The 22,179-nt window shown below is 45.8% G+C and carries 18 protein-coding genes; 6 read left to right on the top strand and 12 right to left on the bottom strand.

Annotation, left to right across the window (positions count from 1 at the left end):
• Window position 1: 1 nt before the first annotated feature.
• The gene (locus H8K32_RS08465; protein ID WP_186912040.1) at window positions 2–1,885 is read right to left on the bottom strand and encodes an IucA/IucC family protein; all 1,884 of its coding nucleotides are present in this window, start codon (window positions 1,883–1,885) and stop codon (window positions 2–4) included.
• 418 nt (window positions 1,886–2,303) lie between these two features.
• Here H8K32_RS08465 and H8K32_RS08470 point away from each other — a divergent pair, with 418 nt between their 5' ends.
• The gene (locus tag H8K32_RS08470; protein WP_186912041.1) at window positions 2,304–2,618 is read left to right on the top strand and encodes a metal-sensitive transcriptional regulator; all 315 of its coding nucleotides are present in this window, start codon (window positions 2,304–2,306) and stop codon (window positions 2,616–2,618) included.
• 28 nt (window positions 2,619–2,646) lie between these two features.
• Window positions 2,647–3,516 (top strand): substrate-binding periplasmic protein, encoded by an 870-nt coding sequence (locus tag H8K32_RS08475; protein WP_222613055.1) that lies wholly within the window; start codon window positions 2,647–2,649, stop codon window positions 3,514–3,516.
• An 11-nt stretch (window positions 3,517–3,527) separates the two neighbouring features.
• Here the strand turns inward: H8K32_RS08475 and H8K32_RS08480 are convergent, their stop codons facing one another.
• On the bottom strand, window positions 3,528–5,054 hold the full coding sequence (locus tag H8K32_RS08480; protein ID WP_186912043.1) for a B12-binding domain-containing radical SAM protein: 1,527 nt from the start codon (window positions 5,052–5,054) through the stop codon (window positions 3,528–3,530).
• A 198-nt stretch (window positions 5,055–5,252) separates the two neighbouring features.
• Window positions 5,253–5,741, bottom strand: a complete 489-nt coding sequence (locus tag H8K32_RS08485) for a chemotaxis protein CheW (protein WP_246447228.1) — start codon at window positions 5,739–5,741, stop codon at window positions 5,253–5,255.
• A gap of 419 nt (window positions 5,742–6,160) precedes the next feature.
• On the opposite strand from H8K32_RS08485, the gene H8K32_RS08490 reads away from it, so the two are divergent.
• A complete protein-coding gene (locus H8K32_RS08490; RefSeq protein WP_186912045.1) occupies window positions 6,161–6,472 on the top strand; it encodes a hypothetical protein in 312 nt (103 codons plus the stop codon).
• A 167-nt stretch (window positions 6,473–6,639) separates the two neighbouring features.
• Here H8K32_RS08490 and H8K32_RS08495 read toward each other — a convergent pair whose 3' ends face one another.
• On the bottom strand, window positions 6,640–7,659 hold the full coding sequence (locus H8K32_RS08495) for an HDOD domain-containing protein (protein ID WP_186912046.1): 1,020 nt from the start codon (window positions 7,657–7,659) through the stop codon (window positions 6,640–6,642).
• Window positions 7,660–7,769: 110 nt separating this feature from the next.
• Between H8K32_RS08495 and H8K32_RS08500 the strand changes: the two genes are divergently transcribed.
• Window positions 7,770–8,093, top strand: a complete 324-nt coding sequence (locus H8K32_RS08500) for a SlyX family protein (protein ID WP_343067957.1) — start codon at window positions 7,770–7,772, stop codon at window positions 8,091–8,093.
• A gap of 148 nt (window positions 8,094–8,241) precedes the next feature.
• Here H8K32_RS08500 and H8K32_RS08505 read toward each other — a convergent pair whose 3' ends face one another.
• The 3 genes from H8K32_RS08505 to H8K32_RS08515 form a co-directional block, all read right to left on the bottom strand.
• On the bottom strand, window positions 8,242–9,090 hold the full coding sequence (locus tag H8K32_RS08505; RefSeq protein ID WP_186912047.1) for an HDOD domain-containing protein: 849 nt from the start codon (window positions 9,088–9,090) through the stop codon (window positions 8,242–8,244).
• 46 nt (window positions 9,091–9,136) lie between these two features.
• Entirely contained in the window at window positions 9,137–10,801 is a 1,665-nt protein-coding gene (locus H8K32_RS08510) for a methyl-accepting chemotaxis protein (protein WP_186912048.1), read from the bottom strand.
• Between the two features lie 660 nt (window positions 10,802–11,461).
• Window positions 11,462–13,129 carry a long-chain fatty acid--CoA ligase gene (locus H8K32_RS08515; protein WP_186912049.1) on the bottom strand — a complete coding sequence of 556 codons (1,668 nt, stop codon included), beginning with the start codon at window positions 13,127–13,129 and terminating at the stop codon, window positions 11,462–11,464.
• Window positions 13,130–13,271: 142 nt separating this feature from the next.
• Here H8K32_RS08515 and H8K32_RS08520 point away from each other — a divergent pair, with 142 nt between their 5' ends.
• Window positions 13,272–14,756 carry a hypothetical protein gene (locus tag H8K32_RS08520; protein WP_186912050.1) on the top strand — a complete coding sequence of 495 codons (1,485 nt, stop codon included), beginning with the start codon at window positions 13,272–13,274 and terminating at the stop codon, window positions 14,754–14,756.
• A gap of 13 nt (window positions 14,757–14,769) precedes the next feature.
• Here H8K32_RS08520 and H8K32_RS08525 read toward each other — a convergent pair whose 3' ends face one another.
• The 3 genes from H8K32_RS08525 to H8K32_RS08535 form a co-directional block, all read right to left on the bottom strand.
• Window positions 14,770–15,240, bottom strand: coding sequence for a DUF2721 domain-containing protein (locus tag H8K32_RS08525; protein WP_186912100.1), 471 nt, complete (start codon window positions 15,238–15,240; stop codon window positions 14,770–14,772).
• A 350-nt stretch (window positions 15,241–15,590) separates the two neighbouring features.
• A complete protein-coding gene (locus H8K32_RS08530; RefSeq protein ID WP_186912051.1) occupies window positions 15,591–16,949 on the bottom strand; it encodes an ATP-binding protein in 1,359 nt (452 codons plus the stop codon).
• Entirely contained in the window at window positions 16,946–17,674 is a 729-nt protein-coding gene (locus tag H8K32_RS08535) for a response regulator (RefSeq protein WP_186912101.1), read from the bottom strand. The genes H8K32_RS08530 and H8K32_RS08535 overlap by 4 nt, the downstream gene beginning before the upstream one ends.
• Before the next feature lie 302 nt (window positions 17,675–17,976).
• Between H8K32_RS08535 and H8K32_RS08540 the strand changes: the two genes are divergently transcribed.
• Window positions 17,977–18,483 carry a Spy/CpxP family protein refolding chaperone gene (locus H8K32_RS08540; protein ID WP_222613058.1) on the top strand — a complete coding sequence of 169 codons (507 nt, stop codon included), beginning with the start codon at window positions 17,977–17,979 and terminating at the stop codon, window positions 18,481–18,483.
• A gap of 62 nt (window positions 18,484–18,545) precedes the next feature.
• Here H8K32_RS08540 and H8K32_RS08545 read toward each other — a convergent pair whose 3' ends face one another.
• Both H8K32_RS08545 and H8K32_RS08550 read right to left on the bottom strand, forming a co-directional pair.
• The gene (locus tag H8K32_RS08545) at window positions 18,546–20,780 is read right to left on the bottom strand and encodes a bifunctional diguanylate cyclase/phosphodiesterase (RefSeq protein ID WP_186912053.1); all 2,235 of its coding nucleotides are present in this window, start codon (window positions 20,778–20,780) and stop codon (window positions 18,546–18,548) included.
• 77 nt (window positions 20,781–20,857) lie between these two features.
• A complete protein-coding gene (locus H8K32_RS08550) occupies window positions 20,858–22,132 on the bottom strand; it encodes an Hsp70 family protein (protein WP_186912054.1) in 1,275 nt (424 codons plus the stop codon).
• Window positions 22,133–22,179 lie beyond the last annotated feature (47 nt).

Consider the following 22,179-nt stretch of genomic DNA (forward strand, 5'->3'; position numbering starts at 1 on the left):
GTCAATTGACCGAAAATAGTGCTAAAGGATTTGGCATCGTCAAGCAAATATCGTCGACCGTATCATTGAGGCGCATACGTAATAAAGACTTGACTGGCCAATCTTCAAACATCACTGCCTGACGTTCTTTTTCCCATCGTTGGGGATCACAACGATGACGAACGTGTTCAAAAATTTTCGCGCTGTTGTCGTACAAAATCTGCCAATAAGCATCTTCATGTTGGCTATAACTGCGCGCCAATAGCACTGCCAATTCCGCGAGATGGCAAAGCATGGTTGTATGCAAAAATTTTTCGCGGACGATGTTGGGGTCATCAAACAAAATGTGATCGGCTTGGTGATTCTCTAGCTGCAGGCCTTGCGAATGCAGCATTGGCGTATAGATGCGTATGTCGCCAAAATCCCGCAGTAGCAATTGCGCGACTGTTCCGTTTTTGTTTAAGAGAACCAGACTGTTTTGCTGATGAGCCTCGAAGGCAATGCCATAAATGAGATATGCACTCAGGCTCGCTTGTAGCACGATATTGCTATAGTCATGGAAGTAGCTTAACGCACCGTTCCCATCATCACCAAATGCAGACGCCACTAGTTCAGTGACGAATGCTTTGCCGTTGATCGGGGAATCCGCAAACAAAGCTGCAACGGGGACAGACAGATGACCTGGCTGAATTCGTGTCATTGGATTTTCCCGAAAGAGTATGGATAAATGACGTGCACGGTCTGCGTCGTCGTTAGGATCGATAAAATGCAATCCGACCTCTTCGGCTAAAATGTCGAGGGTCTCATCAAATCCGTTTTCCCGGCGGATCAGTTCACGTAATAAACGACTGACGCGCGGCCCCATGATGGTAGCTTTGGGCGAAACTGTTCTTTGTGCACTAGTGAGTTGCAAAGACAAGGGAAGCTTCAAATGCGGCGCGAGATGGTTGTTACTACTTGCGACAGTTCTGAATGACATGGTTGGTGAGGTTCGCAGGCGCGGAAAATCCGTCTCGATCAACAGCAAACCAGCGCGGATTTCAGCGGCAAATTTTTCAGGCAAAACGTGTTCTGCCTGATAAGGATGTATAGGTAAAGGCAACCATGCATCAGTTGGCAGACCACGCTTTATTAAGCTTTCAAACCAAATGGACATTTCCGTTGGATATTGTATTGCCATCCATTGCGTATACGAGAAGTCTGGATGTACGCTGCTGATTCTGGCAACGCTGGCTTTGATCGCACCGATCACTAAATCAAGCTGTGGTTGGAATTCTGGCGAATAGGCCAAAACCTGTTCCGCATTTAAACCCGTTTTGCTTTTGTGGCCTGGATGAAACGGATGCCCTATACAGCCCCATTGTTCAAAGAAAAGCGCTGAATGGTTGGTAATGGCATTGCTGTCATTGACTATCGTGGTCCATAAGCTGGTTTGTCCAGCTTGTAAAATCTGCTTGAGCAGACTTGCCGACCACTCTTGTCGGTATTGGTGGCACAAAATATCATTTTCAACGCTATTTTCCAGCTCGGTCTGCAATCGTTGTTGAGCTTGCGCACTATACTCAGTGTTTTCGGTATTGAGAACGCTGAGCAATTCTGATGAGGTATCGATGATATGTGGAATTTTTCCGCTTTGATGCAGGGCAATCGCACCACCGATATGGCAATGTCCGGCGCGACCAAGCTGCAGCCCTTCCATTCGTAACATTCGCTTCTTAGACCATAAAGGGAGCCAACTGGTGTCGCCAGCTGTAACTAAATCCTGGCGGTTCAAGAAACCCTCGCGTAATAAGGCCTGTAATAATCTGTGCAGGCTTTTTTTGCGTGCCTTTTCATGTATAGATCCGTTGCTTATGTCGCCTGCCAAACCATTGCTTTTAACCGGTAAATTCAGAATTGCGTTCATAGTCGTCTTTCTCAAAGATATTCTTATATTAATGCAAATGATAATGATTCGCAATAACGATTTAATTTGTTCTTATGTCTTCAGTGAGTCGATGAGAGTGCAGTAAAAAAGTAACTCAGTGAGCGTCTCGCATCCGTCCTCGCGCTGTTGGACGACCTACGGATAGTAGAAAAATCTCTTTATGGGGTAACTTATTTCTTGCAAAGAAAAAAGTTTGATTTTGTTTACTCATTGGAGTGATATCTGTAATCAAATCGTGTAGTTCATCATCTACAAGTAAAGTTTGCGATATTGTTGTTTAGTGCTTACGAACTTCCAGGCATTTACAACGTAACGCTTGTATGCTTTGAGCATACTCAGTAGAGTATCAATTTGCATGCTGATTTTGTCCTTATAAATAAAGCACAGGAGATGAAAAATGGCAGATACTCCCCCCCTTAAAATTGTTCAAGGGAACGCCTTAAGTGATACACAGAAAAAAGATTTGCTCCATCGATTGGCTCGAATCGAAGGGCAATTGCGCGGGGTGCAAAAGCTGATCGCGAAGGCAGAAAATCCAGAAGATTGCGAGGGTATTGCACAACAAATGTCAGCAGCGCGTAAAGCCCTCGATCGTTCGTTTGTCACTTTGTTGACCAATTCTCTTGTCAGCCATACTGATAAAGCAACGACCATAGAAGAAGCGCGCGAAGCGAGTCAACGTGCCGCCGCTTTACTCGATAAGTTTATTTAATATAACGCGACAAAGTGCATCATAATTTATGAATATTCTCCGCACAGGACAAAATGATCACCTTATGTTCTGTCGTAAGAGTCGGTCCGGTATCTGGAAATGCGCTAGTTTTTTGTCGCTTAGTCTTGCCTATTTAATTCTTATTTCAGGGATGTTTTTTGTCTCGGAAGCCCCCGCAGCTGAGCCGCAAAAAGTGGTGTTGTTCGTAAGTGAATTGAGGAGCGAATCGGGCGAAATTTTACCGCTGCGCGACAACGTCCGAGCCGTACTGACTTACTTCGAACGACAATTGCATATCCAGTTTGAGATTCATCGCTATCCTTTGCCGCGTATTTTGGCTTACGCAAAAAATGGCGAAGGCATCGTGTTTGGTCTTTCAAAGAACCGTGAACGTTTATCTCAATTGGTGTTTTCTGAGGCTGTTTACGCCAATACAGTCTGGATGATCGCGCGTAGTGATAACACGTTCAAATTCGACAGTATTGCAGATCTGAAAGGCAAAACGATAGGGATTGTTCGCGGCGCTAGTTATGGTGATGATTTCGATAAACAGAGCAATGTATTGTTCAAAGTCGAAGATGATGTCAGTTCGAATTCATCACGGCTGAAAAAATTATTGAATAAGCGCATGGATGTCATGTTACTGAGTACATCTTTTACACAAGCCGTAGATGTTGAAAATTATCTGCGGCAGGGCTTACGTGTAGAAGGGCAAACAGATGAGCAGAACATACAATCCGGATTTGTAGTGTTGAATAAACCTTTGATGAGTGACGACTTGCATTTCGCGACCGCTCCCGGTGCGGGTGAAGTTTGGATCAACAAGTTAAATCAAGCGATTGTCAGTGGAAAAAAATCTGGTGAAATCGCCCGTTTGATAAATACAGTGAACAAATAACGGACACCATATCAGGCCGCCAGATGGCGGCTTTGTCTTTGAGGGGTAGCCTTTGCCACGGCAGGCGCCTTTTGTTCGCCAGTGCTGGAGTTACCCTGCTTATGTTTCGCATTGCCAGCGTAATCGCTGGAAACCAGCCCCATCACGGTTTCTTTATTCATGCCACGTTGTTCTACCAACCAGGTCGTTACCAGACCAGCCAGACGATCTAAAGCAATCCTGTGCGTCGCATCGGTATTGGCATACACCCAATCAGAAAATGCCATAAAGTTTTCAAAGGGCGATTCGCTGAGAATGACCGGCAAGGTATTCGCAAAACGTCCTGAGTTGGCGACCATATCCCAATAGCGGGCAAAGCGCACCAGTCTTTGCATCGCGGCAAAGGGGACGTCTTTATTGGCAAGGATGGTGTACGGTGGCATAGGATCAAAAGCCAGCTGAAAAGCTTCGGTGTGGCGGATAATAGGCGTGCCACGCAAGCGTTTCAGAATACCAAATTGAATCTCATGTGGGCCTAAAGCGACCAATTTGTTGAAACCTTCAGCAAAGCTTTCCATGGTCTCGCCTGGCAGTCCTGCAATCAGATCCACATGCAAATGGGCGTGCGAGTGTTCGCATAACCAGCGGATGTTTTCAGCGGCTTTATCATTGTTTTGCTTGCGGCTGATCAGGCTTTGCACTTCCGGGTTAAAACTCTGAATGCCGATTTCAAATTGCAGCGTGCCGTCAGGGAATTTTTGTATTCCTTCTTTCAGCGCATCAGGCAAATGGTCGGGTACCACTTCAAAGTGGGCAAACACCGGATCATGCGGTGCTGCTGCGAGTTTATCCAGGAAGAACTGCATGATCTTCAGGCTGGTTTTGACATTCAGGTTAAAGGTGCGATCAACAAACTTAAACAAACGTGCACCGCGCTGATACAGGCTTTCCATCTCTGCCAGAAAGGCGTCAATATCGAACGGCCATGCAGTTTTATCCAGTGCAGACAAACAGAATTCGCATTTGAATGGACAGCCGCGTGAGGCTTCCACATACAGCGTGCGGTGGCGGATATCCTGATCTGTGTATAACGCGTACGGTAGTTTGATTTCGTTCATTGGTGGCTGCAAACCGGCATGCACCTTCATTAAAGGTTGTGGGCCTTTGATGATTTGCTGACATAAATCAGGGAAGCTGACGTCACCCCAGCCAGTAATGACGTAATCTGCCAGCCGGATAATTTCCTGATCGTTGGTTTCATGCGATACCTCAGGACCACCCAGCACGATCACAATCTCTGGTGCAACTCGTTTTAGAACAGCAACGACCTGAGTAATTTCGACAATGTTCCAGATATAGACGCCAAATCCGACAATAAATTTTTGATCAGGCTGGCGATAGGCGAGAATTTTTTCCACAATATCCGTACTACGCGCACCGATCACAAATTCGTGAATCTGGGTTTGCGATTGCAATTCTCCCATGTTCGCGAGCAAATAGCGTAAACCCAGTGAAGCATGGGCATAGCGGGCGTTGAGAGTGGTGAGCAGGATAGTCATGGAGCAGAAAATACAAGGAATAAGCCGCTATTGTACAGCCCGCGCGAACCCTGCCTCGAAATTCACAGCCTGATGGCCGTAAAAAAAGCCCTGTTTGATAACAACCAGGGCTAAAAATCTTAAAAAATGTCTTTAATGTCGTTTAAATGGTTTTAAATGCATTAATTTTTGAATTCGGGTTTCTTTGTGCAGATTTAATTACATGGTAACTGCGAACTGTAAGCCCATATCGTCAGAGGACATCAGTTTCTGAATATCCATCAATATCAGCATGCGCTCTTCGAGTGGCGCTAGTCCGATTAGAAAATCTGCTTCTATTGTTGAGCCTATTTCCGGTGTTGGCTTAATCTGATCTTGGGTGAGGGTGATAACGTCGGAAACACTATCGACCACGATGCCTATGGTTTGACCCGAAATATTGAGGATGACCACGACCGTAAATTGATCATAGTCTGCTACGCCAAGCGCAAATTTCATGCGTAAATCGATGATAGGTACGATAACACCGCGTAAATTCATCACACCTTTCATGAAATCCGGGGCATTCGCAATACGGGTAACCGCCTCATAGCCACGTAATTCCTGCACGCGCTGGATATCAATCCCATATTCTTCATTACCTAGGGTAAATGAAAGAAATTCCAGCGGTGCATGATGGCCGGAACCATCAATTTGCTGTCCGCCCATCGTACTAGCTTGAGAACCGCTGTCGTTCGACATAATTAGTTTCCTCGTTGGGGCGCAATCCTTGTAGGTTTACGCATTGGTCGTATTTATCTGATTGACGCTGTTTTCTCATATTTGCCTGTGAGCAGACAGGATTGTACCGCGCAAAATGCTCCGCATTTCATAGTAGTGCAATGCGGTTTCATTTTCCAGCAATAACTTTTTCATCTAATAAAGCCGAATTATTTTTGTACCACGAACATCAAAAATCCAACAAATTGAAGGTGTTCTATGGCAAATTCTATCTGAAGACAGCGTACTTTATTCCTTACTTTTAATGTTTCACCCCCTGAATTTTGCAGTTCGTCACATCCTGCTGGTGGCTTGACGAGCATCCGCCTAAAGTGGAGACATCAACCAACCACCTCAGGAGAAATAAAATGAAAACATCAATCAAAACCAGCGCCGTATTAGCAACCGCATTGTTTGCTAGCGTACTCGCTGTCGGTAATGCTTTTACTGCTCAAACCAACCCAATGCTGAGCCAAAAAGCAGAGATTCCTACTGTTGTTATCACTGCTCAACGCATGACTGAAGATCAAAAAATCGCGTTTGATACTAAACAATCAGACGTGCAAACCGTAATCATCAGTGCTAAACGTTTAACTGACGAACAAAAATTAGCAATGGATCAGGACCCACAATATGCGTCTCAAATTGCGACCAGAAATAGCCGCCGTGCTGCAATCTGATGAGTGAATATCAAATGCTTAAAAATAGAATCCACTACTTGCAAACCCTTATTCAAACGGTAATTCGTGCTTATCGCCAAGCCTCAGTTTAAATCACGAATTATCAAAGCAAAATGATTTGCCCGTTCCAGCCAAATTCATACAAATTCTTTTGCTTTGATAATTCTTTAAGCCTGGGCCTGATTCAGTTGTTGAAAGCACTCAAGCAAACCGGAGCTATCTGACAATAAGGCTGCCGCATCCGATTCTGTCATCACGCCATGATTGACCAGTAAGCGCAAGCGGGCAAGCTGGTCAGCTTGTTGCAAACAATCGGCGAGCTCGGAAGCTTGCTCAGTTGTCCCATGTTTTCTGGCAATCGCGCGTAATACTGGTTCAGGGAATTCCCATTGTTCGCCAACATGTAAAGTGAGTAGTTCAGCCTGTTTAAAAAATGCCGCCTGAAAACCAGCAGACATCGGCAATTTTTCTGTGACGCCGGTTCTATCGACCAGCCTGAAAGCAATCACTAAGCCGACGTTTTGTAATAAGCCTGCGAGGAAAGCTTGGAAACTATCGAGTTGTCTTTGCTGCGCGAGCAATTGACATGCAAGTGAGCTCTTTTCAGAGTGCTCCCAGATAACTGGTGCGAGTTCTTTGGCAAGTTTTCCACTTTGCGTCTGGATAATCGGGCGAAATGCGGTACGCGCAATCAGCATACGCAAGCCATTAAAACCAAGTAACTGTATTGCACTATCAAGGCTGGTCACGCGGTTGATCGGACTGTAATAAGCACCATTAACCTCATGCAACAGTTCCGCGACCAGTGCCACATCTTTAGAAATTTGATGTGCCAGATCGCTAGCAGACACATTGCTTTCACGCAGGCTTTTTAATACCTGTAATAAAACGGTGGGAACCCTGGGCAATAACTGAGAAGCGGCAAGATCGGATTGGCGTAGTTTTTCTAGTCCTGAGAGTATGGTTTTTTCCACATAAGGGCTGGCTGCACCAAGGTGGTTTGACATCATCCATTTTAAATATAAATGATCAAACTTTTTATCTGGATTCCATACTTCTGGTGGTTTTTCGATGATTTCAGGTACTGGTACTGTCGCAGGTTCGATTTTCGCGACGACGGCAACTGGCGGCTGAAATGTTGCCGGTTGCGCAGTCTTTCCAAAAAGTCGTCGAAAAATATCTATCACTACCAATTCCTATCATAGCTTGAAGAACGGAAGACAAGAAAAAACGAACACGGCGCGATCTGGAAAGGATCGCCACGCCATTGATGCATTTTAGATAAAAAGATATGGCCATGGTATCCGATATCATCAGCATTACACAAGGTTGCGCCTATATTCTGTGGGTTTCCGGATATGGCATACTGTGCACGCATTTTGCGTTAGTCCAAAGAAAGTACCCACCTATGAACACAGAAGAACGCCTGGTTGATCTGGAAATTCGTTTGTCGCGCCAGGATGATCTGGTCGATACTTTAAACACCCAAGTCTATCGCCAACAGAAAAAAATTGATGAACTAGAAGCTTTGCTGACTGCCATGGCGGGCAGAATGCGGGAATTGGCGGTAACGGCTAGCCAAAGGACTGCGGTAGTAGACGAGCGTCCACCTCACTATTAAAAAGGACTTCGGCAAAAACGCCCCAGCTACGTTATGGCGCCTTGTCGTACGCATGTACTGCCCGCGTCGTCATTCCTTGCTGGAACGCTTTTGCGAAAGTCCTCGACGGAGCGCAAAAACGCCGCAGCTTCGTTCTTGTCTATTTATTTTAATTGGCCAGACTGGCAATCAGTGACTGCAAATCGTCATCAGATTCGGTAAGAATTTGACGCAATGAGGTCTCTTTAAATGGAAAGTCGATGGTAGCAGCGGTTTGCTCAACCATCACCACATCGCGATGATCAAGCGGTGAGGAACAACTCGCCAAATCATTGGCCAGCAGCAAGGTCTCGCCCAGCGTTTCTGGCGGTGTCGCCCGCGCTCCATACCAGAGCGTTTCTATCGCGCTGACAATTCGTTTGGGTGCAAGCAATTGATGCAAAACTGATCTTCCGATATAGATTTCGTGATCTTCATCGAGAATATCGTCTTTGTCGGTCTGATGGGGCTCAAGCAGCGACGGAAATTCTTCGGCGCGGGATAGGAGGTAAAAACTACTGACTTCGTGAACAACACCTGCAAATAATGCTGTCTCCGGGTCAATTTTGCTGACCTTTCTGGCCAGTAAATGCGCAAGCGCCGCGACATGTGCAGAGTGTAACCACAATTTTTCTATTATGGCTTTGATTTGAGGATTTTTGCTCATTTGGCTCAATTGTCGCATGGCGACTGCAACGACAACTGAGCGCAATGTATTGAAGCCAAGAATCGTAATTGCGGTTCTGATATTCGTAACGCCACCACCAAACCGGCTGTAGGCTACCGAATTGGCGATAGCAACAACTCGTACGGCAATCATTGGCTCTTTAGTGACCAGTTTGGCTGCGGTTTCAATTCCGCAGTCAGGACAATTTAAAGCCTCTTGAATCTCAAGCGTGGCCTGTATATTCGCAGGGAAAGTTAAGTCTCCCGTACGTGCTTGCTCAACAATTTTTTTTAATGCTTCCGATTTTTTCATAGATGTATATCGGCTGATGAGCAAGGCCGCACAAAAACCGAATTAATTAGTTAACATGAAGTCCCAGTGCTTTAATTAATTTTCCTTTTGCGGCAGACAAGCCATTTTCCGCTGCTGGTTCGACTTTGTGAATATTAATACGGTTCCCTGTGTTTGCGGTCGGTGGCGTTCCAAGTTTAAAAGCAGAGACTGCACGCGCGAGATTTTCGGCTTGTTCTTCCATACTTTCCGCAGCCGCAGCCGCTTGTTCTACCAGTGCGGCATTTTGTTGCGTCATTTCATCCATTTGCGTAATGGCACGATTGACCTCTTCAATGCCAGCACTTTGCTCCTGACCGGCGGCAGTAATTTCTGACATGATATCGGCAACATGTTTAACTGACGTGACAATTTCATTCATGGTTTTGCCGGCTGCATCAACTAATTTTCCGCCAGACTCTACTTTTTCTACCGAATCACCAATGAGTGTTTTAATTTCTTTGGCGGCGCTGGCACTACGTTGTGCCAGATTACGTACTTCAGATGCGACCACCGCAAAACCACGCCCTTGTTCACCAGCACGTGCGGCTTCGACGGCTGCATTCAAAGCCAGAATATTGGTTTGGAATGCGATGCCATCAATGACGCTAATGATATCGACGATTTTGCGTGAACTTTCTTTAATCGAGTTCATGGTATCGACCACTTTACCGACTTCTTCACCACCTTTAATCGCAAAGTTGGACGCAGACGTTACCAACCCGTTTGCTTGCCGTGCATTATCTGCATTGTGTCGCACCGTGGCAGTAATTTCTTCCATGGAGCTCGCGGTTTCTTCGAGTGCGCCAGCTTGCGTTTCGGTGCGTGAAGACAAATCGGAATTGCCGGTCGAGATTTCGCCAGAAGCAATCGCAATGGCATCGGTTCCTTGCCGTACTTCACTGACGATATTAAATAAATTGTCGCTCATTTCCTTTAGCGCATTTAATAATTCGCTGATTTCATCGTCACCGGTATCTGCTTCACGGTGAGTTAATTCACCCGCCGCTACGCGTTTTGCAATTTGTACTGCTTCATCAAGTGGTCTGGTAATGCTACGTGTAAGGACGATTGAAAAAGAAATACCCATCAACAAAACGACACCGCCGATAGCGAGCAGAACAGTCACCAGTTTACTAGCGTTGCTTTCAGCGCGACTCGACAATTCGGCAGCCGCGGCATCTTCAAGATCAACCAGTTTATTAATCTCAAGTAAGGCTTTTTGTTGCAGCGGATCGATTTGTGTTGAAATCAGTTTGACTGCTTCTTCACCGTTAAATGATAGCAACATTTTGAATGCTTCTTTGGTCGGGGCATCGACCTGTTGGTCTATGCTGGTGACCGTATCAACGATTTTTTTCTCTTCGTCATTCAAACCTAAAGCCAGCAATTTGTCATGTGCGTCGTTGAATTTGGCGCGCTGATTTTTAATGACTATTTTTTGTTTATCGATTTCGCCGAGATCGGTTTGCATGCCAATATTTCGGATGGCTAAGCCACCTTCGAGCATGCTGCTTTTCATGTTCGCTGCCAGCGCCGTTTTACTATGAGAAAGTTCAATTCCTTTCATCATTGCCTGGCGATTTCGTGCGCTGAGCACGCTACCGGCAATCAGTATCAAAATTAAAGAAATTAAAATAACCCCAAACCCAACAGCAAGACGTGTTCCAATGCGAAGTTGACGAAAATTCATAGTGACCTCCAATATATAATTCTTATAGAACTGTTGCACACTAGCTCCGGTATCTATTTTTGAACGAGCAAAAAAGAGATTAGTTATGAGGAGGTATTAAGCAGTTCGATCGTTGACGATCATGTTGATCAAATAATGCCCATATAAAATGCTAAGAAAAATCAAATCTGACGCTCAGTTATTTCTCAGTTCAGTATGGAGAATTGCAACATCGCAAAAACACTGATCCAAGCTGTGGCGCTAGTTCAATACTATGCCAAAATTTCTCAGGTGCAAAGCCTGATTTGTTGTTGAGCTAATACGTGATCAGATGTTCTGGTTCTTCCCAAAAGAACGATAAAGGGCGAGAAAATTTCTGAGTGGTATTAAGATCTAGCGTAAATCTTCGTTATTTTTGTCCGAACATTGCTTTTTTTACGATGAATGAAAATTAAATCGTTAACTAGTTGATAGCTCGTAAAAAAAAATTGCTCAAATTGGGGAGTGTCCCTGTTCAATAACCTTCATTCGGCAGCTTATTTTGATTTTTAAGGTGCCTCGCTTTTAGGTCGAATTTACATTTGTTTTCAATCATTACGAAACACAACTCCTGCAGAACATCAGAGATCAAACTTTCCGTGGCGACAATAAGCTCGCCACGGTGAACTCGGATCAGTGATATTAAATTTTCTTTTTGCTTAATTCCTGTTCTTGCAAAGTGCGCCACATCACTTTTCCGGTTGCCGATTTCGGCAAGGCGTCGACAAATTCAACGACGCGTGGAACTTTATACGCGGCCATTTTTCTATGTGCCCAAAACATGATGTCTTCGTCTGTTAGCGTGGCATTTGCTTTCTTGACGATGACTGCCTTGACAGTCTCTCCACGGTATTCGTCATGGGTGCCGATGATGCAACAGTCCTGAATCGCTGGGTGCTGATACATCATGGATTCCACTTCAGCGGGCCAGACTTTGAAACCACTGGCGTTGATCATGCGTTTGAGCCTGTCGGTGAAGAAAAAGAAACCGTCTTCATCGATGTAACCTAAGTCACCGGATCGGAAAAAACGCTTGCCGTCGAGTTCTGCGAATGCGTCCTCGGTTTTTTTGGGATCATTCCAATACCCTTTAAACACCTGTGGACCATGTATCCAGATTTCCCCTTGTTCTCCTTGTGCGACTTCTTTACCCGTCGCAGGATCAACAACGCGTGCATCGACGTTAAAAACAGGAATTCCCAGACATTGTTGCTTCATGCGCTGCGGAGGATTGACGTGCGACGGTGCCATAGTTTCGGATAAACCGTAGCCTTCCATATAGACCTGACCCGTCAAATCGAGAAGTTTTTGTGCAATAGCGGCAGGCATTGCTGCACCGCCGCCAGAGACTCGAGTCAGTTTGGAAATGTTATATTGTTCCAACCGTGGATTAGACAAAAAATCAATCATCATCGATGGCACCAGAGTCCAGTTGGTGACCGCATAACGGGTGATCAACTGACCGGCAACGTCGCGATCCCAGCGTGGCAATATCACCAATGTGCCGCCACAATAAATTGTTACATTCATCACTGACTGCATGCCCGTCACATGAAAGAATGGTAAAACTGCCAGGGCAACCTGATTAGGAACGGCGGCACCGGTCCAGACCGGGCTGGCAGCGATATTGAACATAACGCTGCTATGCGTATGGATACAACCTTTGGGATGGCCTGTCGTGCCAGAGGTGTATGGCATACACGCCAGATCGTCGGGTCCAGCGCCATGCTCCGTGGGTGCTAAATTTGCTGCTAAAGCATTTTTCCAGGCAACAATCCCTGCCTGCTGAGGAACATCTGCTGGCGCTCTGACAAATTCAGGAACTGTGAGGCTGGTCTCACTGATCAGATAATCAGAATAAGTACTGACAATGATGTGTTGCAGATGTGACGGTTTGAGTAAGCCTATCAATCTCGGCAATACTTCTTGTGCCACGATTGCTGCTTTTGCCCCACTGTCATCCACATAATGGACCAACTCGTCCTTCATCAACATCGGATTGACAGGAACTACCATCGCATCCGCTCTCAGAATGGCATAAAAGCTGATAACGAATTGCACGCTATTTTGCATATTGAGTAGAACGCGATCGCCTTTTTTTACACCGCAAACCTGTTGCAGGTAGCCTGCCAAAGCTAGCACTTCATCGTTCAATTGCCGATACGTGAGAATGGAGTCATAAAAAATAAGCGCAGGCTTATCTGGATAACGCAATGTCGATATGTGTAAGTTCTGATACACACTGGTCGCCGGGGCGATCAATTGATACGGCAAACCCGGTGGCCAATGCGCGTAATGCTTGGTATTCATAAAGCGTCTCCAGAGCAGGAAAACTGAGATTCCAGATTGCCACAATTGCGAGCTGTTTGCACTAGTCTTTGTAAAAATGAATATATAAATATCTTGAATTTTATGATTTTGGCAACGTATGAAGGCGGTAGATGAGGCTACAATGAAATCAATTCACCTCTTTCTCACCATTGTTCATACCGGAGCCATTGTGTATTCCAACATCAGATTTGTTCGTCGCGCACTGATCGTCAACTTAGCCTTTGTTTTATCAGCATGCGGAGGAGGAAGTAGTAGTGGTAGTAGCAGCGGATCCAGTACAAGCAATGGCGTAGTCTCTGTCTCTGTCCCGGCACCGATGACAGTTTCGACTGGGGATCCACTAAGCTTTGTTGGACATGCAAGTAGCAGTGCTGGTGGTATCTCCAATATGTACTGGCAGGTCAATACGCTGACTCTTGGTGCAAATCCCGTCACTGCAGTTGGTAACAGCAACTGCGCGACAACACAGGCGGATGCTAGTGGCAATGGTGTCAATTGCACCTTAACTTTGTCTCCACCTGCCTTACTCACCGCTGATAATACTTACCAACTTACTTTTTTTGCGACGGATGCAAAAGGCAATACCAACAGCTCTTCAACCACGCTTAAAGTTTTGCAATCGGCATCAAGTACCGGTAACCCAGTAGTTACTGCAGGAGCAAATGCCAGCGTTACGTCGGGTGATACAGTACCTTTAACTTGCTCTGCTGTAGCGGGATCGACGGCGCCGAGCGGTGTGACTTTCGCTTATCAGTGGGTGATCAATGATGGCGCCGGTTTGACCTTTAATCTGATCAATTCAACGACAGCGACTGGTAGTTTTGTAGCACCGGTCGTGACGCAAGCGACGACCGTCAAATTGCAATGTCGCGTGACAGACAGTAATCAAAAAACCGGCACAGCGATTCAGACTGTGACGATTAATCCTATCGTGTTACCTACAGCAGTGCCAATTTCAACGAGTGGTGGCAATGTGTTGCCAGGTGCGACACAGCAACTGGATGGCACCGCGAGTAAGTTGTACGATGTGAATGGGAAAGTAACTACCGGCACCATTTATTATTTGTGGAAATACACATCGGCGAATCCCACCACGTCGTCGCCGATTACCGTGATCAATCCAAATAATGCCGTTGCCAGCATTGTTTTTCCTACTGTAGTCACAACCCCGACGACCTACACGTTTACTTTGTATGTTTCAAGTTCAGCGATAGATCCGACCAATCTCAGTGCGTTGAAACAATATCCCGTTGTGTTTTATGTCAGTGCTTTACCGCCTATCGTACTGACGATAACCTCTCCTATTCAGCAAGTTAATAGCGGCGCGTCGGTGTACATTACTGCAAATACGTCTGGCACGTCGACGAATAACGGTACCATTACCCTGCCACCGATCTACTACACCTGGGTGACACTTAAGGTACCAGTAGACCCAGGATTACTGAATATCAATTCGCCAACGACACAATTTATCGCACCGACGTTCCCTGCTGGAACAGCTCCGCAAAACTTTTTGCTGATGGCGTGCGCTTCTTATCAAACTCCTGTTCCATGCCCGGGACCAGGTAGTGCAACTTATAATGCGCTGGTCGTAGTGAGTCCTTAAGCAGACATCAATATCAGCGCGGCAAACGTCGTATTTTGTCGCGCTGATGTTGACGTGAGAGCGTCAGCGTCGCTACAAAAATTTCCCGCATAAAATAAATAAAACTACCAATCAGCGATAAAATCCCACCGACGAATAAGGCTGCAATCAATTTGTCGAGTGTAAGTCCAGTAGCGTCACCCAGAAACAAAGCTGCAATCACCAGACAAATGAGCAAGCCGGTTGTCGTACTGAGGGTGATTGCACGGTTGATCAGATGCGAACGTTGATAAAGTTCATCCAGCTCCTCTTCTAATTCTGCCTCAAGTTCGATTCGCTTGCCTTCCTCTGTACGCAATAATTGTTCGACCGCTCTTGCCCTATCAATGATACGGGCCAGACGGCTGGTTAAAACGGATAATTTGGTTCCTACACCAGTCAATAAAAATACTGGTGCAATTGCAAGTTGGATAGTGTGACCAACGTCGCCAAGTTGCAGACTGATCATAGTAATTTCCTTTCTTATTTTTAGAGGCGAGGCAGCGCTGTCAATGATACGACAGCACCGGGCATGGCGAACCATTCGAGTATCCGATCGTCATCGGGTGAGTGAGCTTGCAACGTGCCTCATTATCAGCCGGAAGCCGAATCTTAGCTATGGTACTCAATACCACAAACTAACGCAAAATCGCATTATTATTTTCACGCATGCGGACAAAAGCTTCCGAGCAGAAAGCGCGGTAAGTTAGTCCTTAGGGGGAATCTGGCGTGTGTGTAGCGGCGTTGCTCCGCTATGATGGTGTCTTAGCCTTGTGTATCGGTCGCCATCATCTGCTCATCGATTCCTGATGGATGTCAGACTTTGGATGAGGTAGCTTGAATCGGGAGTATCAAGCTCACTTCCAGACCGCTCTCGGGCAAATTCGCGAGTTGTAATTTTCCACCATGCTGTTGAGCGATATTTTGCGCAATGGTTAGACCCAGGCCTGTGCCGCCTGATTCGCGTGAGCGTGAAGTCTCCATGCGAAAAAATGGTTCAAACACCTTTTTCTGAAATTCAACTGGAATTCCCGGGCCGCCATCACAAATCGATACCTTTAAGACATCCTCAGAATCATCTTTTGCCATAGACATGCTGACTTTTGCATATTGCCCATACTTCACAGCATTGTCGATTAAATTGGTGAGACAGCGTCTTAAAGCCTGAGGTCGCGCCAAAACGGTGATTCCCGGAATACCCGTAAAGGTGACATTTTGTCCGGCTTCAATGGCATCGCTACAAACACTGTCTAGCAGCGAATCAATATCTAAAGGTCGTAGCGCTTCGCTACTATCCATACTACGTGCCAAATCCAAGCCTTCCCTGATCATCATTTGCATGGCTGACAAATCGCCAATTAATTTATCGCGTAGTTCGGAGTCGTTGACTTTTTCTAACCTTAAGCGCAAACGTGTCAACGGTGTTTGCAAGTCATGCGTAATTGCAGCCAACATGTGAGTGCGTTGAGAAATATGGTGGCGAATGCGGCCTTGCATTGCGTTGAAAGCACGTGTGGCCTGCACAATTTCGCTGGTACCAGTTTCTGGCAATGCTGGGCTATTGATGTCCTGACCAAGGGCTGTTGCGGCTTCTGCCATTTGTTGCAAGGGACGCATTGCCATTTTAGCGATCGCATATGCCAACACCGCAATACTGACAAGAAACAGGGCTATATACTGGATAAAATCACTGTTTAGAGGTGGTTGAACTAACCTTGGCGGTGTCACTACCAGCCGTAAAGCGGTGCCATCATGCAGCACAATGCCCAATGTCTCACAAGGCAGACGAATAACATTGTTGTCTTTTGATTGGCGCGGACACTTATTGGGATCAGTAGGTATGGAGGTAACGTGAAAACTCTTGCCTAATTTTTCACTGACCGCCTTAGCATAGTCGGATTCAGGATAAATATTATTGGTTTCCGCTGCCGTTGACGCAACCTGCAAACCCATAGGTGGTGCGGTTGCCAGAAAACTTTCCCGGCTGGCAGTAGGCAATACATCTAAAGCACGCGCCATTTGTTCGGTACGTTCAATATAGTGCGTGACCCGATAGTCCATGAGCGTTTTTTCACGCTCACCAAATGCCAGCCAGCCAGTCAATGCGGTCGATGAAAGCATACCTATCATCAATACGGCGAATACCCGCCCCCACATTGACGACAAGATCTTCATGTATTCTTTTCGGTAACTACGCTGACCGCTAATACATAGCCACCGTTGCGAACGGTTTTAATGATTTGTGGGGTGCGTGCATCTTCACGCAGTTTTTGTCGTAACCGGCTAATTTGAATATCAATCGAACGATCAAACGGATCGGCATCACGTCCATGTGTCATGTTCAATAACTGGTCACGATTCAGGATGCGGTTCGGGTGTTCAAGGAAAATATTGAGCATCCGGAATTCTGCACCTGACAAAGAAACCACCATATCGTCGGGGCTGATCAGATGACGTGCTGTCATATCTAGCGTCCAGCCAGCAAATTTAATTTTTTGCAAACTCTCATTGCCAGAATTTGAATGCGTATGTTGAGTGCGGCGTAGTACGCTGCGAATACGTGCCAATAATTCGCGCGGTTCAAAAGGTTTTGGCAAATAATCATCGGCTCCCATTTCCAGACCGATAATTCTATCCAAGGGTTCGCCGCGTGCGGTGAGCATAATGACCGGCACATTCGATTTGCCGCGTAAGTTACGACACAAAGTGAGTCCATCATCACCGGGAAGATTTAAATCCAGTACGACTAGTTCAAATTGATGTTCTAATAAAGCTGCCCACATGCCAGGGCCATCAGCAGCCATCACTGTGGAATAGCCATTATGGTCAAGATATTCCGCCAGTAAAGTGCGGATTTCGCGATCATCGTCGACGATAAGAATTTTGTTTGATGTATCCATATGTCCCATTATGTGCTCGGTTCCCAGGAAAAAAATAGTGATTTTGTATCAGCTTGTTATGATAAACCCAAGTGTAGAAACTTAGAAACATCAAAAGCGCTATTTAATTCCGATATGTTACTCAGGGATACAAACCAGCGCATAATTGATATTGTGAGGATACAAGAAAGGAACACTATACATCCAAATTGAGGTGGCTTTAAAAATGGCCAACCCAATTCATGTTGCTCAATCGCAGGTCAATTTTTTTTACCAATGAATTTCTGCAAAGTTTGGGCTTTTTTAGTATCGGAAAAAGAGAAATGATGAAAAATATTCCGCAAACTTTGTTAATGGGTCTGATTTTTGCTGCATCTACTGCAACGTCAATGGCATACGCGCAAATGTCTGCATCTGCTTCAATGGGACCTTCAAACCCAGATATGATGAGGGCACATTCGGCTGAAAATGCCGAAAAAATGAAGGAGCATATGGCAAAGCATCAGGCCGAAATGCATGATAAATTAAAAATCACCAGCGCTCAGGAATCAGCCTGGACCAGCTTCACGCAAGCGATGATACCGACCAATATGCCTGAACGCCCACAAGAGAAGGATATTGAAAAACTCAGTACGCCAGATCGTATGACACTCGCTCTTGAGCGCATGAAGCAGCACGAGGCCTTCATGCAAACGCGCTTGAAAGCCGTAAAAAGCTTATACGCGATATTAACGCCGGAACAGCAAAAAACCTTCGATGAGAGCCATAACAGGATGAGAAAAGATATGCAAGAACGTATGGCAAAACAAATGGACAGAGATGGTAAGTAGGGTGTAATCCTTTTATAAAAAATGGGCTACGGCAGGTGCCGCAGCCCATTTTTTTGTGCGAATTATTTACTCGCCATGCCGAACTCTTTAATCCACTCCAGTAACAAATCTTCTGGCATTGGTCGCCCCATTAAAAATCCTTGACCTTCATGACAACCCATCGCACTCAAAACGTCCCAATGCGTTTGTGTTTCTATACCTTCGGCAATCACCGTTAATCCTAGTTTTTTGCCTAATTGCGTGATGAGTTCAGCAATCCTTGGACCTTCGGGGGTATCAATTTGCTGTACAAACGCACGATCAATTTTGAGCCTGTCCACAGGTAATTTATCGAGATAACTTAAGGATGAAAAACCGGTACCAAAATCATCGATTGCGATATGAATACCCATGTTTTTCAGTTCGTGCAAACGTGCTTCAAACATGCTGGCACTGGCCATTGTGACGGATTCAGTAATTTCTAATTCCAAATGATTTGGCGGTAAGCCGCTATCGTTCAATGCCTTACGCACGTTGTCGACAAAATCATCCTGGCGGAATTGCACTACTGAGACATTGACGGCTATACGCTCAGGTGATATTCCTGCTTTTTGCAGTCTTACCATTAAAAAACAGGCAGTACGTAACACCCAGGCACCAAGGCTAACGATCAGACCAGAATACTCCGCCAGTGGAATAAATTCGGTCGGCGGAATCAATTGTCCATCATCTGTACGCCAACGTATCAATGCTTCCAGACCGATAAAACGCTTGGTACTTAATTCAATTTGTGGCTGGTACATTAAAAAGAGACGCTCGGCATCAAAGGCTTCGTGCAGATGCTGCATCAGGGTTGCACGTTCACGGATCTCCAGTCCCATTTTCCGGGTAAATAAGGTGTAGCTGCCACGCTGGTAGGTTTTACAGCGTTTTAAGGCGATGCTGGCATCTTTTAACGCTTCAGCTCCATCGCTTTCATAACCGGATAATTCGACCATGCCAATAGAGGTGGAGACGGCATGTGCGGTGTCATCAAAAACAAAAGGTGAAATAAACAGTGCTTTTAATAACTCCGGACGCAATTGTGACTCATGACCAAGCAGACCAAACACATCACCTGAAATGCGCGCCAAAAAAATATTTTCGCCAAGATCTGAGCGCAAACGGTCTGCAACAGCCTTGAGTAATAAGTCTCCGTAGTGATGGCCTAGTACATCGTTAATTTCTGCGAAGTCATCAATGTCTATCAACGCCAGCACTTGATGCGCGGTTTTATTTTTGATAATGTCATTGATCTCATCAATAAACTTCAGACGATTTGGAAGTTTGAGTAATTGATCGCGATACGCATGATTTTTAAGTTGATTGACGAGGCTGAGATTATCGATACAAACACCAAGATTAGAACAAAACACTTCTAATAAATTGTGATTGATCTCAGACAGTGCATAGGGCAAATCAATATATGCTGCCAGCGGGCGATTGCCTCTGCCAGCAAAATATAAGGTCATATTATTTTCGCTGAACAGTGATTCACGGTTGGTCAGAACGTATTTGAGTGCATCCCTGATCTTCATATTATCGATATCGTCGATAGCACAATTCATGAGATTGCTATAATGACCAGCCGAGGCAATGACATTGAATTGCTGGCCAGCTTCACCTTCGTTTAATTCACCTTGAGCGCACAGCAAACCTTCTGGTGGCACGCCGCAAAGTGCTGCAATTTGCGTGATGACACCCGCAGCAAATGCCTGGATACCATGATCAAACGTGAATGAAGCGCTGGAAAGGATGATTTGGTGCAAACCACGCCGGCTGGCATTAATGGTACAAATCTGCTCGTAGGAGCGAATCGCTGCCGTCAATGACGTCAGCAGCTTTTTGCGCGTCAGTTCATTCTTGGTCTTGTAATCGTTAATATCGAAATCGCGGATCGCATCTTCTTCAGGTGCATAGCCAGGCTGGCCAGTCCGCAGGATAATGCGGGTGTCACGCCATTGCAATTCATCCCGAATGTAGCTGACCAACTCCAATCCGGCCTGCTCCGTTTCCATGACGACATCAAGCAGGATCACCGCGATATCTGATTCGGTGGCAAAGACCCGACGGGTTTCTTCTTTGGAATAGGTATGGATGAATTCCAGGGGGCGATTCAGGATTTGTGTATATTGCAGCGCAAAACAAGTTGTTTTGTGAACATCTTCGTCGTCGTCGACAATGGCAATTTTCCAGCTACGAACTGGTACGGCAGATCCTGATAATGAGCCTTCATTTGAATCGTCTTCAATGAACAAAGCATCGTCGTCGATAGGCATGCTACCCCCGGGTTGGGAAAATCGATAGGATTACTTCGATAAGTATATCCTACAGATTGCAAACGAAAAGACCGGGGTTAAGTAAATCGGCGTGCTGCATCCAAGCCTAGCCCGGCACCAATACTTCCAAATAAATCACCTTCAACTTTACGTGCATCTGGAACAATTGCGGCGATTTGCTGGCGCAAACCACGCACGCCGCTAGAGCCACCAGTAAAAAACACCGTATCAACCTGGTCTGCCCGTATTCCGGCGTCTTGTATCACCTGAGATACAGCGCCGGCAATACTTGCGCTCAGATGTCCAACAGCTGATTGTAAGTCTTTTTGCTCCATGACCAGTGAGCAGCTTGCGGACGCTTGTTTGCTGCGTAAGCGTTCTAATCTCAGATCGATACTGTCGACATCCGACAGCAAAATCTTCGCTTCTTCGGATTTAATTGCCAGCCAATGTCCATCACGGTCTTCGACCAGATTGAGCAAGCGTTCAAAGCGCATGCGGTATTCCGGATTCTGAATATCACGATATACATCTAACAACTCGCGTCCTACTTTTTGCGTGTATACCTGATTAATTGTATGCCAAGTGGCAAGATTAAAGTAATAACTCGATGGGATATCCGTCTGATTTGACAATCTTCCACCAAGTCCAAGTAAAGGCATGATTTGCGCCAGGCTCAGATACTTATCAAAGTCTGTACCACCAATATGGATACCGCCATTGCCTAAAATATCGGCACTCCGGTCTAGCACGTGTGAACGTTCGGGTGACAAACGTACCAGTGAGAAGTCCGAGGTACCACCGCCAATATCGGCAATCAACACCAATTCTTCTTTGGCAATACGTGACTCGTAATCGAAGGCAGCAGCAATTGGCTCAAATTGGAAATGGACTTCCTTAAAACCAACGGCAAGTGCAATATCTTCCAAGGTGTTTTGCGCAATTCGGTCGGCATTTCGGTTGTCATCAATAAAATGCACCGGGCGACCTAACACGGCGTAGTCAAACGCCAGGCCAGCGGACGTTTCTGCGCGTCGTTTCAATTCACCGATAAATTGCGCCAATAAACCACGGAAAGGTACAGATTTACCCAGTACCTCGGTCTGACCGTCCATCAAACTGGTGCCTAGCAAGCTTTTCATGGAGCGCATCAGGCGCCCTTCATAACCTGCCAGATAATTCGTCAGCGCAGCGCGACCATAGCTTACTTCATCATCTTCGGCATTAAAAAACACCACCGATGGCAAGGTGACTTTATCTTGCTCCAGTGTTAACAGTGCTGGCTGATTGGCTTGATGCCAACCCACTGTTGAATTTGAGGTACCAAAATCTACTCCGCAAGCTTGAGACATGAAACTTTCCTGATAAAAAACGAAAACGCCGTCAACCTGATGCTGGC

Source organism: Cognatundibacterium jejuense (assembly GCF_014284255.1).
Taxonomy (GTDB): Bacteria; Pseudomonadota; Gammaproteobacteria; order Burkholderiales; family Burkholderiaceae_D; genus Undibacterium; species Undibacterium jejuense.

What these genes read in the sequence shown, in the direction of transcription:
- H8K32_RS08545 (WP_186912053.1), bottom strand. Translation starts at nt 20,780, where the DNA reads ATGCCTATCGACGACGATGCTTTGTTCATTGAAGACGATTCAAATGAA.
- H8K32_RS08530 (WP_186912051.1), bottom strand. Translation starts at nt 16,949, where the DNA reads ATGAAGATCTTGTCGTCAATGTGGGGGCGGGTATTCGCCGTATTGATG.
- H8K32_RS08465 (WP_186912040.1), bottom strand. Translation starts at nt 1,885, where the DNA reads ATGAACGCAATTCTGAATTTACCGGTTAAAAGCAATGGTTTGGCAGGC.
- H8K32_RS08540 (WP_222613058.1), top strand. Translation starts at nt 17,977, where the DNA reads ATGATGAAAAATATTCCGCAAACTTTGTTAATGGGTCTGATTTTTGCT.
- H8K32_RS08500 (WP_343067957.1), top strand. Translation starts at nt 7,770, where the DNA reads ATGGTATCCGATATCATCAGCATTACACAAGGTTGCGCCTATATTCTG.
- H8K32_RS08475 (WP_222613055.1), top strand. Translation starts at nt 2,647, where the DNA reads ATGAATATTCTCCGCACAGGACAAAATGATCACCTTATGTTCTGTCGT.
- H8K32_RS08515 (WP_186912049.1), bottom strand. Translation starts at nt 13,129, where the DNA reads ATGAATACCAAGCATTACGCGCATTGGCCACCGGGTTTGCCGTATCAA.
- H8K32_RS08510 (WP_186912048.1), bottom strand. Translation starts at nt 10,801, where the DNA reads ATGAATTTTCGTCAACTTCGCATTGGAACACGTCTTGCTGTTGGGTTT.
- H8K32_RS08485 (WP_246447228.1), bottom strand. Translation starts at nt 5,741, where the DNA reads ATGGGCGGACAGCAAATTGATGGTTCCGGCCATCATGCACCGCTGGAA.
- H8K32_RS08470 (WP_186912041.1), top strand. Translation starts at nt 2,304, where the DNA reads ATGGCAGATACTCCCCCCCTTAAAATTGTTCAAGGGAACGCCTTAAGT.
- H8K32_RS08505 (WP_186912047.1), bottom strand. Translation starts at nt 9,090, where the DNA reads ATGAAAAAATCGGAAGCATTAAAAAAAATTGTTGAGCAAGCACGTACG.
- H8K32_RS08535 (WP_186912101.1), bottom strand. Translation starts at nt 17,674, where the DNA reads ATGGATACATCAAACAAAATTCTTATCGTCGACGATGATCGCGAAATC.
- H8K32_RS08490 (WP_186912045.1), top strand. Translation starts at nt 6,161, where the DNA reads ATGAAAACATCAATCAAAACCAGCGCCGTATTAGCAACCGCATTGTTT.
- H8K32_RS08520 (WP_186912050.1), top strand. Translation starts at nt 13,272, where the DNA reads ATGAAATCAATTCACCTCTTTCTCACCATTGTTCATACCGGAGCCATT.
- H8K32_RS08480 (WP_186912043.1), bottom strand. Translation starts at nt 5,054, where the DNA reads ATGACTATCCTGCTCACCACTCTCAACGCCCGCTATGCCCATGCTTCA.
- H8K32_RS08550 (WP_186912054.1), bottom strand. Translation starts at nt 22,132, where the DNA reads ATGTCTCAAGCTTGCGGAGTAGATTTTGGTACCTCAAATTCAACAGTG.